General features: G+C 42.5%; 12 protein-coding genes. 6 read left to right on the top strand and 6 right to left on the bottom strand.

Annotated features, from left to right (window positions below; all coding sequences use genetic code 11):
• Positions 1 to 135: 135 nt before the first annotated feature.
• The 3 genes from MHB41_RS01920 (at position 136) to MHB41_RS01910 (ending at position 2,895) form a co-directional block, all read left to right on the top strand.
• The gene (locus MHB41_RS01920; RefSeq protein WP_024424305.1) at positions 136 to 564 is read left to right on the top strand and encodes a NucA/NucB deoxyribonuclease domain-containing protein; all 429 of its coding nucleotides are present in this window, start codon (positions 136 to 138) and stop codon (positions 562 to 564) included.
• A 127-nt stretch (positions 565 to 691) separates the two neighbouring features.
• On the top strand, positions 692 to 2,389 hold the full coding sequence (locus MHB41_RS01915) for a methyl-accepting chemotaxis protein (protein WP_340899379.1): 1,698 nt from the start codon (positions 692 to 694) through the stop codon (positions 2,387 to 2,389).
• Positions 2,390 to 2,508: 119 nt separating this feature from the next.
• On the top strand, positions 2,509 to 2,895 hold the full coding sequence (locus MHB41_RS01910) for a competence protein ComJ (RefSeq protein ID WP_056765076.1): 387 nt from the start codon (positions 2,509 to 2,511) through the stop codon (positions 2,893 to 2,895).
• A gap of 1 nt (position 2,896) precedes the next feature.
• Here MHB41_RS01910 and MHB41_RS01905 read toward each other — a convergent pair whose 3' ends face one another.
• Positions 2,897 to 3,703 carry an AAC(3) family N-acetyltransferase gene (locus MHB41_RS01905; protein WP_025092812.1) on the bottom strand — a complete coding sequence of 269 codons (807 nt, stop codon included), beginning with the start codon at positions 3,701 to 3,703 and terminating at the stop codon, positions 2,897 to 2,899.
• A gap of 28 nt (positions 3,704 to 3,731) precedes the next feature.
• Positions 3,732 to 4,148 carry an Lrp/AsnC family transcriptional regulator gene (locus tag MHB41_RS01900; RefSeq protein WP_176544459.1) on the bottom strand — a complete coding sequence of 139 codons (417 nt, stop codon included), beginning with the start codon at positions 4,146 to 4,148 and terminating at the stop codon, positions 3,732 to 3,734.
• Positions 4,149 to 4,263: 115 nt separating this feature from the next.
• On the opposite strand from MHB41_RS01900, the gene MHB41_RS01895 reads away from it, so the two are divergent.
• Positions 4,264 to 5,028 carry an MBL fold metallo-hydrolase gene (locus tag MHB41_RS01895; RefSeq protein ID WP_098677316.1) on the top strand — a complete coding sequence of 255 codons (765 nt, stop codon included), beginning with the start codon at positions 4,264 to 4,266 and terminating at the stop codon, positions 5,026 to 5,028.
• A gap of 43 nt (positions 5,029 to 5,071) precedes the next feature.
• Here the strand turns inward: MHB41_RS01895 and MHB41_RS01890 are convergent, their stop codons facing one another.
• Positions 5,072 to 5,401, bottom strand: a complete 330-nt coding sequence (locus tag MHB41_RS01890; RefSeq protein WP_087978414.1) for a YckD family protein — start codon at positions 5,399 to 5,401, stop codon at positions 5,072 to 5,074.
• 182 nt (positions 5,402 to 5,583) lie between these two features.
• Between MHB41_RS01890 and MHB41_RS01885 the strand changes: the two genes are divergently transcribed.
• A complete protein-coding gene (locus MHB41_RS01885) occupies positions 5,584 to 6,456 on the top strand; it encodes a transporter substrate-binding domain-containing protein (RefSeq protein WP_024424312.1) in 873 nt (290 codons plus the stop codon).
• 12 nt (positions 6,457 to 6,468) lie between these two features.
• On the top strand, positions 6,469 to 7,146 hold the full coding sequence (locus MHB41_RS01880) for an amino acid ABC transporter permease (RefSeq protein ID WP_034283291.1): 678 nt from the start codon (positions 6,469 to 6,471) through the stop codon (positions 7,144 to 7,146).
• Between the two features lie 41 nt (positions 7,147 to 7,187).
• Here the strand turns inward: MHB41_RS01880 and MHB41_RS01875 are convergent, their stop codons facing one another.
• The 3 genes from MHB41_RS01875 to pruA form a co-directional block, all read right to left on the bottom strand.
• Entirely contained in the window at positions 7,188 to 8,486 is a 1,299-nt protein-coding gene (locus tag MHB41_RS01875) for an arsenic transporter (RefSeq protein WP_098677317.1), read from the bottom strand.
• A gap of 132 nt (positions 8,487 to 8,618) precedes the next feature.
• A complete protein-coding gene (locus tag MHB41_RS01870) occupies positions 8,619 to 9,851 on the bottom strand; it encodes a helix-turn-helix domain-containing protein (RefSeq protein ID WP_034283288.1) in 1,233 nt (410 codons plus the stop codon).
• A 126-nt stretch (positions 9,852 to 9,977) separates the two neighbouring features.
• Positions 9,978 to 11,525: an L-glutamate gamma-semialdehyde dehydrogenase gene (gene pruA / locus MHB41_RS01865; protein WP_024424316.1), complete on the bottom strand. Its 1,548-nt coding sequence runs from the start codon at positions 11,523 to 11,525 to the stop codon at positions 9,978 to 9,980.
• Positions 11,526 to 11,548 lie beyond the last annotated feature (23 nt).

Raw genomic sequence — 11,548 nt, 5'->3', positions numbered from 1 at the left:
TGAAAAGCATGAAATCTTGTAAAATCTGTTTTTTGAATTTTAAAAGGCGTTTTTTCAAAACCAGGGGAAATTGGTAAGTAATTCTGCTATACTTCTGTTTACAAAATACGCAAACAAGAAAGAGAGCCAGCACCTATGAAACTTCTTAAAATGATTCTCTTGCTTTTATTGATTGTTATTGGTGTAGCAACAGGCTATATCCAGCTGGAGCAAGGGAAACAAGAGACAGCGAATTCATCTTATGACAAAACGATTCATTTTCCATCAGACCGCTATCCCGAAACAGCCAAGCACATAGAAGAAGCCATTGATGAAGGTCATTCGTCCATTTGTACAATTGACCGTAAACATAGTGATGAGCAGAGGGATCGATCATTACATGGCGTTCCAACAAAGCGCGGGTATGATCGTGACGAATGGCCAATGGCGATGTGCAAAGAAGGAGGCACAGGAGCTTCTGTCAAATATGTACGCCCTTCTGATAATAGAGGCGCAGGCTCGTGGGTAAGTCATCAATTATCGGATGATCCAGACGGCACAAGAATCCAATTTATCATCGATTAGCAGCCTTTCCCTTTTCTATATTAAAAAAATTTTCACATGACTGCATGCAGGTATTTTAAACACTTTTTTCATGCCGATAATCCTTAAGGAGGGATACCCTACCTTATACCTAAAGGAGTTAAAAAGCATGAAGAAAAAGGGAAAACTGAGGCTCGGTGCCAAAATTTTGCTGATCTTTTTAAGTGTCCTCATCATCTTTTCCGCAGTTGTTGGTTATGTGGTGAATCGCGAGATGACAGAAAACATCAAGCAAATGGCAACTGAAAAAGCAAAAGGTGATTTAAAACTAGGCTACGCCTACCTGAATGGAAAAGTAGAAGGCTCGTGGCAGATTAAAGAGGATAAGCTATTCAAAGGAAATACGCAAATCAATGATCATGACACATTAGTTGACCAATTAGCCGAATATACCGGTGATACCATCACGATTTTTCAAGGAAATACCCGCGTTGCTACGAATGTCATGTTAAACGGGAAACGAGCTGTAGGTACAGAAGTCTCTCCTGAAGTGAAGACCACTGTTTTAGATAAAGGAGAAAACTATTACGGCACAGCAAATGTTGCCGGGAAAGACTATCAAACGGCTTATATGCCGATCAAAAATGAAGCAGGCGAAACAATTGGTATTTTTTATACTGGCGCCAATCAAAGCATGATTTCACAAATGCTTCAGTCATTCTATATACAATTTGTCATCGTCCTTTTGTTAAGTCTGATCGTTTCGGTCATCATTATTTCTATTTTCACTAAGCGGATTCAGGCACGTCTCAAGCATATGGCTTCTGCCATTAAGAGTGCAGGCGAAGGTGATTTAACCATCAATGTGACGGATACTGCTGGTGATGAATTGTCTGATCTGGCTGGCCATTTCAATAAGATGCGTGAAAAACTAAATCAAACCATTCTAAATGTCATGAACACGTCTGAATTAGTGGCCACATCCTCTGAGCAGCTGTCAGCTAGCGCAGAAGAAACGAGTGCAGCATCAGAAAAAATCACCTACACGATTCAAGAAGTGGCACAATCTTCAGAAGAACAGTCCGCTCAAATGACAGCTAGTGAGCACAAAATGATTCAAGTATCAAACGAGCTGGCAAACATCACTGAAAATGCAGGACAAATGGCTTCAAGAAGTCACTCCGCACAAGAAGTGGCCCAAAAAGGTGTACACAATATCGGTGAAGTTCATTCACAAATGACGTCTATTGCCAAATCAATTGAAGAAAATGGTACAGCGATTCAAGCATTGGAAACACGTTCAGCTGAAATCGATCATATTTCCAAAGTCATTACAGATATCGCCAGCCAGACAAACCTGCTAGCTCTTAATGCAGCAATTGAAGCAGCACGGGCAGGTGAGCACGGAAAAGGATTTGCTGTTGTCGCAGACGAAGTGAGAAAGCTCGCAGAAGAATCTCAAGCATCATCAAACATGATTTCCCATCTCATTTCTGAAATACAAAAAGAGATGACTCATTCGACGAATGCCATCAAACGAGTAAGAGAGGAAGCGGCTCAAGGGGCTGTCCTTATCTCTCATACAGAGGAATCATTTCATGATATCCAGCAGTCGATGAGAGAAATGGCGAATGGCATTAAACATTTATCAAGTGCATCACAAAAAATCGCAGCTTATACAAACGATGCGAAACAGTCTTTTGCGTCTATTACAGAAGGCGTGAAACGAACGAGTGAACATTCACAGCAAGTAGCCGGTTTAACAGAAGAACAATTTGCTGCAATGGAAGAAGTAACAGCTTCATCAGAAGCGCTTGCCCATTTAGCAGGAGATTTAAAAGCAATGGTCTCGCAATTTCACATCTAGATCCCACACCAAATAGCGCAAGACGGCGACAATCGTCTTGCTGCCTAACTTTCTCCTCAAGAATCACTCTTTAACCATTCACGTTCCAACAAAAATCCATAAATAAAGGAGTTTTTTATATGAATCACTTAAATCAAGCCTATTCCCTATCTATCTCCTACCACCAAATCACGGTATACACCGGAAGCGAAACACCACCTGTTATTGATTGGACAGATGAGGACATTCTTCAAGGATTTGCAACAGGAGATCAAGGAGTTTCCTTTGAAGGAATCAATAATGGAAAGGCGTCTATTATTGTGACATTAAATAGCGATGAGCCCCAAGTCTCGGTTGATAGAGCCATAACAGTTCCCTTTACGCTTACAAATGATCAAGTTTATATCACAAGCGTCATGGCCAATGTGCTGTCTTTCTCCATTCCAAAAGGAAACTATCAGCTTACCTGCTACACCTCACAGCAGCCTGATCAAGACGTTTATTATGTAAATTTCCAAACAGTGTAGATTACGACTGATCGTATAGATCAAGCCACTGTTCCGCATAGTCTACCGATTCTCTCATGGGCAGTAAATATGAACTGGCAAGTCCAATTTGATTGTGCTGATGGATGCCTCCTGATTGCAGAAAATCACGGCCAATCTGTTCAAATAGTTCTTCTCTTGTGATGATATCTTGGTACTCTTTCCATACCCTCCACCCATTCTCTAAAATAGGGGCCCCTCTTGTCATGAGGTCCTGCTGAGGGATTCGGTATTCAGCTAGATGAAAAGCTGTCATGCTCTCAAATGATGCACCAAGCAGCAGCACTTGAGCATGAAGATCATACATGCGGCCAAGAGGTGACTGCTCTCCTAATCCAAAGGAAAGTGCATGGTGTTGCAGAATTTCATGTTTTCTTTTCCCCCAGGCGGTGAATGAAAAATGGGGATGATTGCTTCTCGCCACGCCTGGGTATTTCCAAAATGTTTCCGCCACCTTTCCCATTGCTGCTGGTGTCGTGTAAGCTGGGTCAAATGCGGGCATTGTTTCTTTGATCGATTTCCACCATGAATAAGGAACAGGCGGATCGATCCAATCGGCGGGATCAGAAAGCTCTAACGTTTGTGCCGGCATAATCAGTGTCCCTTCTTCTGTTAAGGTTTCCATCAATGCTTGTATGACGGCTACAGCGCCTCCGTTTACCCAGCCGATTGATGATAAAGATGAATGAACACATAAAATCATGCCCTTTTTTACACCAAGTTGAACCAAGTCTGCTTTGATTCTTTCCTTTGTCATCGGTTCAGCTTGATTTTCGATTAATTTTTGCATCGTTCCTTTTCCTCCTGCGTCTCTTCTATTACTGATGAATGAGACGTTTAACCGCAATAGACAGTTTGTAATTTGCGTAATTCGTCAGCTCCGTTAAAAACTGATCAAGTTCATCATGACTGGAGAAATGTCCTTCAGCCATATAACAGCCTTCACCACTTATTTTGAACAAATTCTTGATTTCTTCCTTTTTATAAAGAAACGACAGAAGTGGTTCATGATGATGACTACGGGTATATAGCTGCAAAAAGGTTTGAATCGACTTTTGTGTCTGCCAATCAATTGAAATGGTATATGCTTCAATCACACCTTCTTCTTCTAGCTTTAACACCCGATTTGCAACAGCTTGGCCGGTTAAATGAACTTTTTCACCTAGAGCTTTCATCGTTAATCGGCTGTTCTTTGATAGTTCTTTTAAAATATTCATATCTGTTTGGTCTAGCATTGGCCCACCTCTTTCAAAAATCAAGCCCTTCTGCCAAAAGACTTTCATAATCCTCTGTCACGTAGAACTCTTTTAATATACTGTAAACTTAATCAGAAAAAAAGGAGGCCTTTTTATGAAAATTACACTCATTCGCAATGCGACTTTATACCTTCACTATGGTCATTCAACTTTTTTAATCGATCCCTTTTTAGCAGCAAAAGGAACATATCCACCGTTCCCTCATACAGCCAATCAACATTTGAACAATCCTATTGTGGAGCTTCCTGTAAATATAGATTTAGACAGTCTGTTACACCCAGATGCTGTCTTACTCTCTCATTTACATGTGGACCACTTTGACGACGAAGCCAAAAGGAAATTAGCTCAGGATCAACCAATTTATACTCAATCGGAGAAGGATCGAAAAGAAGTTGAAGAAGCTGGATTTCAGCATGTCACGTGCATTGAAGATGAAATGGACATTTGCGGCGTTCATATTAAACGTACAGACGGACAGCATGGGACGGGAGAAACGGCGAAGCGGATGGGGCAGGTGAGCGGTTTTGTTTTCTCTCACCCTGATGAACCTACCCTTTATATTGCAGGTGATACCATTTGGTGTGATGAACCGAAAGAGGTTGTGAATACAAGCAAGCCAGACGTCATTGTGGTCAATAGCGGGGCTGCTCAATTTTTAGAAGGCGATCCCATTACAATGACCAAGGAAGAGATTCTAGACATTCACCGTTCTCAGCCAAAAGCTCAAATTGTCGTCTGTCATCTTGAAGCAGTGAATCATTGCCTGTTAACAAGAGCTGCTTTAGAAGCTTACGTTCAAGAACATCATGCAGATCAAGCCATTTTTGTCCCTCAAGATGGGGAAAGTCTCACCTTCTGATCGACAATAAAAAACCGGCACTTCGCTGCCGGTTTCATCATTATCATGGGCGATGGTGCTGTGGTTTTTTCAGCAATGGAACAAATCCGTTCTTTTTCAAATGAGTGTAATGCTCATCCATTCGTTTCGTGATGTGTGTGCCTTGTTCCTTTGTTAACACGCCGTACTGTACATATTTCTTAATGACTTCTTTTCGCTTAGAAAGAATTTGCTGCTCAAGGATTTCAATTTGTTTTTGTTGTTCTGCTGTTAATTTCACTTGATGTGTCACCGGGCGCTTTTCCATTTGAGGTGTTTCTCCATGAGCCGTTTCTATATGAAAACCAAATAACAGCATCATCGACAAGATGATCAAACTACTTATTTTTTTCATCATTGTTGTTCCCTCCTTTATTCGCCTTTATTTTGCGCTCGCTTTCCTTTTTTATACATTATTTCTAACACGCAAATTGCTTATAATATTCTTACTTTTTCACTTTTCTTCTGAAAACGTTGTCCTTATAGAGAAAGCGTGCTATGTTTTGTTTTGTATAAAAAATAGAGGAGGATTCTTAAATGAGTCGTTTTTATCATAAAAAACCTATATGGATCATGCTTGTTGTATCTGCTTTCATCCTTATCATGTCTGCTTGCAGTCAATCAGGCTCATCTCAATCTGAAGACACAAAGTGGGATCAGATTAAAAAGAAAGGGAAAATCGTGGTTGCAACTTCAGGCACCCTTTATCCAACTTCTTATCATGATACTTCTAATGGCAAGGATCAATTAACTGGCTATGAAGTAGAAGTCGTCAAAGAAGCGTTTAAACGTCTTGATGTGAAAGTAGAATTTAAAGAAATGGGCTATGATGGGATGCTGAGCGCCATTAATTCTGGTCAAGTGGATGCCGCTGCAAATGATATCGACATCACAGATGACAGAAAAGACAAGTTTGCCTTTTCAACCCCTTATAAATATTCCTACGGAACGGCTATCGTTCGGAAAGATGATTTATCTGGCATTAAAACTTTAAAAGATTTAAAAGGAAAGAAAGCAGCAGGGGCTGCCACAACGATTTATATGGATGTTGCTCGTAAGTACGGTGCAAAGGAAGTCATTTATGATAATGCGACAAACGAGCAATACCTAAAGGATGTTGCAAACGGCCGTACAGATGTCATTCTAAATGATTATTACTTGCAGACACTGGCTCTTGCTGCATTTCCTAAACTAAATATTACGATTCACCCTGACTTGAAGTACATGCCGAATGAACAAGGTTTTGTTATGAAGAAGGACAACAAAGAGCTTCAAAAAGAATTAAATCGTGTATTAGGCGACATGAAAAAAGACGGAACAATGAAAAAGATTTCTGAGAAATTCTTTAATCATGCAGACGTCTCTAAGAAAATTGATGCTGATGTCGAAGATGTCGACATTTCCAAATAAGGAGCCGCAATCGTGGGAGATATTCATTTAGAATATATATTTAATCCTGCACTGGCAAAGGCGTCATTTCCGTTTGTTATGAAAGGCATCTGGCTGACGCTGCTCATTTCCTTTGTGAGCATGTTTTTTGGTACCATTCTTGGCTTTTTTATCGCTCTTGCCAGAATGGCGAATTCTTGGATTCTTCGGCTGCCTGCACGGCTGTATATCTCATTCATGCGAGGCGTGCCCATTCTTGTGATTTTGTTTATTCTCTATTTTGGGTTCCCCTATATCGGCATAGAGTTCACAGCGGTCACTGCCGCCATTATTGGGTTCAGCTTTAATAGTGCTGCCTATATTGCAGAAATTAACCGGGCAGCCCTCTCCTCTGTTCCAAGTGGACAGGTGGAAGCCGCTAAATCATTAGGTCTCAGCTATTGGCAAACGATGCGTGGTGTCATTTTGCCCCAATCCGTCCGCATCGCCCTGCCGCCATTGACCAATGTCATGCTCGATTTAATCAAAGCTTCCTCACTGGCAGCGATGATTACTGTACCAGAGCTCTTCCAGCAAGCAAAAATTGTAGGCGGACGAGAATTCGATTATATGACCATGTATATTTTGGTCGCACTCATTTACTGGGGCATTTGCAGTGTCGTCTCATTGCTTCAGGACTTTTTAGAAAAACGCTATGCGAAATATCTGTAGCAAAAAAAGAGCAGATCCATGAGATCTGCTCTTTTTTCTTTTTAATGAATGAGCCATAACCATACATATAACCCGAGTAAAGTGAGAATCAAGGTTGGGATGGTCAGGAGGATTCCGGCTTTCATGTACGCTCCCCAAGAGATATGGACGCCTTTTTTCTTTAAGACATGAAGCCACAGCAATGTCGCCAATGAGCCGATTGGGGTCATTTTCGGTCCAAGGTTGGAGCCGATGACATTGGCATAAATCAGTCCGTCTCTCATGACACCTGCTGTATCTGTATGTCCAATGGCAATCGCATCAATTAAAACGGTCGGCAGATTGTTCATCACAGAGGACAGCACTGCGGCAAGCACGCCCATAAACATCGTTCCTGCAAGCAAGCCATGTGAAGCCCCTTGCTGGATCCATGCCGCCAATATTTCTGTAAGACCGACATTTTTCAGTCCATATACGACAACATACATGCCGATCGAGAAAAACACAATGGACCACGGCGCTTCTTTGATCACTCGCTTTGTCGCCACTTGCGGACTTCTTCTCGCCAGCCACAAGAAAGCAAGGGCAATCCCGCCTACGATGATGGACACTGGAATACCGATCAGCTCCCCCGCAAAATAACCCACAAGCAGACAGCCGAGCACATACCAAGACAAACGGAACATACGGATATCTCGAATAGCTGATGCCGGTTCCTTTGCCTGAGACAGATCGTAGGTTTTTGGAATAAGCTTTCGGTAAAATACATACAGAACCAGCATGCTCGCTCCAAGCGACACAAGGTTTGGCACGAACATATTCGCTGTATATTCTAGAAAACCAATATGAAAATAGTCGGCTGATACGATATTGACCAGGTTACTAATGACAAATGGCAAGGAGGTTGTGTCTGCAATAAAACCGCTTGCCATCACAAAAGGCAGCACCATGCGCTCATCCAGCTTCAACGCTCTCACCACAGATAAAACGATTGGGGTCAAGATCAGTGCCGCTCCATCGTTGGCAAAAAAAGCAGCCACAACAGCGCCTAGCAATGTTAAATAAATAAACATGCGGACACCGTTGCCTCTTGCGGCTTTTGCCATATGCAGTGCAGCCCATTCAAAAAAGCCGATCTCATCTAAAATTAACGATATGATAATAATGCCAATAAAGGCAAATGTGGCGTTCCATACAATTTGCGTGACTTCCCACACATCGCCCAGATGAACGACACCAAAGGCAAGTGCAAGAATGGCGCCTCCACACGCTGACCATCCTATGGTGACACGTCCTGGCTGCCAAATGACAAGGACGAGGGTCATGATGAAAATCAAAATGGCTAAGGTGACTGATCCCAAAGGTGGCCCCCCTTTCACTTTTCTCATAAAATCTTTATCTATCATACAACGAAATGCATCCGTTGTATGCCATTTTCGCATGTCACATGAAAATCCGCAGGTGATCCCGTGCACCTGCGGATTCCATCATCATTATTGATCTTTTTTCATCAGCATCAATTCAATAAATAACTCACACCGCTGGCTAAAATGACTTAAGTCGATCGAGGTCATGTCAAAAATTTGTTTCATTCGATAGTTTAATGTATTTTGATGAATAAACAACTGCTCCGCTGCTGGCTTTAGCTTGCAGTTATTCAATAAGTAGACTTCCAGCGTTTTTAAAAACGAGGTTTGACTCTCGCGGTCTTTTTCCTTCAAGCGTAACAAATCTGGATTGAAGTCGTTTTTCTTTTTTTGATGGCTGTAAATGGAATCTAAAAACCGGAAGACCCCTAAATTCTCATAATCATATGGAATCAGTTCTTGTCCTCCGACAATTTTCACTGCCTTCACGACCTCTATCGCTTCAAATCGACTTGTACTCATTTTCATGACATCACGATACTCTCTTCCCATCCCGATATACAAAGGGGAAGGATGGGCATGCGTTTTTGATTGCAGATGTGCGATGACATCAGCGGCAGTCGCTTTCGGTGAGTGCCGGTCTGACAGGCTGCCTAATATAACGACAATATCTGCTTGAACTGAATAGACGTGATTCACTTTATCCTCTAGCTGCAAATACGTTCGAATGACATCCTTCACATCTTCTGCCGTCTCACTTTTGTTATCGGCAGCGTGCACGACCATGACGGTAAATACGGCTGGCAGTGGAATGCTTAAGTTCTCAGCCTCCCATTTCAGCTCTTCTTCTGTATAAAAATGATCATCCATGACCTTTTTGAAAAACTCTTCAATCTTCCCTTCCTTTTTCTCAAGCTGTTTCTTATTCTTATAAATCACTTTTCCAACCTGAAAGGACGCTTCGTGTAAAAATTGCAGCTCCTCCTGAGAGAGGGAGTCCTCAATGTCCTGCACCCAAATAAAGCCTACTACCTCTTGTTTATGCTTGGCGCTCACAGCCACCCGCCGATTAAATCCGAGCTCGTCATGGCCGCTCACATAAAAAGGCTTTGACTCCTTGTGAAGCCGCTCAATTACCCCTGTTTTCTTTAACCAATCGACCACAGACCCCGGACATTCCTTGGAGAAAATCGTTTGCTGATTGACTGGGTCAAACTGCTGAATGCTGTAAGAATTATAAGCAAGGAGCTGACACTCTGTGCTTTCTAAAATGACTGGTTTTTTTAAATATCCGCTAATAAATGCAATTAATTTATCGACATCAAAAAATGTATGAAGCTTTTCTAATATCTCTTCCATCCCGATTGCTCCCTGATTAAGTGATACATTTATCATACTTCTTTCCAGTCAGATTTGTATAGAAACAAGTCGCAAGCAGGCAAAAAAAGCATGAACCCGTCAGTGCAGGTTCATGCTTTTTCCATATTAAAACATTTCACTAATCGTTTTTGCCTGCATGTGCAGAGCTAGGTAATCTGGACCGCCTGCTTTTGAATCCGTTCCTGACATTTTGAAGCCGCCGAATGGGTGGTAACCAACGATGGCACCTGTGCAGTTACGGTTAAAGTAAAGGTTCCCTACATGGAACTCCTGCTTCGCACGGTTGATGTGATCACGATTATTCGTAATGACAGCACCTGTTAAACCGTATTCTGTGTTGTTGGCTACCTCAAGTGCCTCATCAAAGCTAGAGACTTTCGAGAAAGCCAAGACTGGTCCAAAGATTTCTTCTTGCATTAAACGGGAAGTTGGCTCAAGATCTGCAAAAATGGTCGGGTGGATAAAGTATCCTTCCGAATCATCACTCGTTCCGCCAGTGACTAAGCGGCCTTCCTGTTTGCCAACCTCGATATAATCCGTGATCTTGTCAAAGGACGCTTGATCAATGACAGGTCCCATATAAACATCCGCAGAAAGTGGATTGGCTGTTGTTTTCGTTTCTGTGATTTCCTTCACTCGCTCAACCACTTGGTCATACAGCTTCTCGTGAACGACAGCCCGAGAACCAGCTGAACATTTCTGACCTGAAAACCCGAAGGCTGATGTGAAAATGGCATTAGCTGCTAATTCAACATCTGCATCCTCATCAACAACCACTGTATCCTTACCGCCCATTTCAGCAATGACACGTTTTAAATGCTGCTGGCCTGGCTGCACTTTTGCCGCGCGTTCAAAGATACGTGTCCCTACTTCTCTTGATCCAGTGAATGTAATCAGGCTTGTTTTCGGATGATCTACTAAGTAATCCCCGACCTCTGCTCCGCTTCCTGGTACAAAGTTGACAACGCCCTTTGGAAGACCGGCTTGCTCAAGCTCCTCCACAAAACGGGCTGCAATGACAGGCGTCGCACTCGCTGGTTTTAAAACAACTGTATTCCCAGTGACGATTGGCGCTACTGTTGTTCCTGCCATGATCGCAAACAAGAAGTTCCACGGCGGAATCACGAGCGTCACGCCAGTTGGTGTGTAAACATATTGATTGCGTTCGCCTTCGCGGCTGTTCACTGGTTTGCCTTTCGCCAGCTCCAGCATTTGACGGGCATAATATTCTAGGAAGTCAATCGCTTCTGCTGTATCTGCATCTGCTTCATTCCACGGCTTACCTGCTTCTTTGACAAGAAGGGCTGAATACTCATGCTTTTTACGGCGAATGCTTGCCGCAGCTCGGAATAATACGCCAGCTCTTTCTTCTGGAGACGTGTAGCGCCATGTTTCGAATGCTTTCGCTGCTGCTTGAACCGCCTGCTCTGCCTCTTCCTTCCCGGCCTTTGATACGGTTCCAACCACTTCATCCTTTTTCGCTGGATTGATCGAAACAATCTTGTCTTTCGTTTCAATTCTTTCTCCATTAATCACGAGCGGATAGGTTTGACCAAGTGATTCTGTTACTTTAGCTAATGCTTGTTCAAACGCTTTGCGGTTTTCTTCCTGGCTAAAATCCGTGAATGGTTCATGTTTGTAAGGTGTTGTCATTTTTGTCACGCTCCCGTTTCAAA

The sequence above is a fragment of the Bacillus sp. FSL H7-0578 genome (assembly GCF_038630855.1).
Classification (GTDB): Bacteria; Bacillota; Bacilli; order Bacillales; family Bacillaceae; genus Bacillus; species Bacillus safensis.
This window is presented reverse-complemented; position numbering and strand designations above follow the sequence as displayed.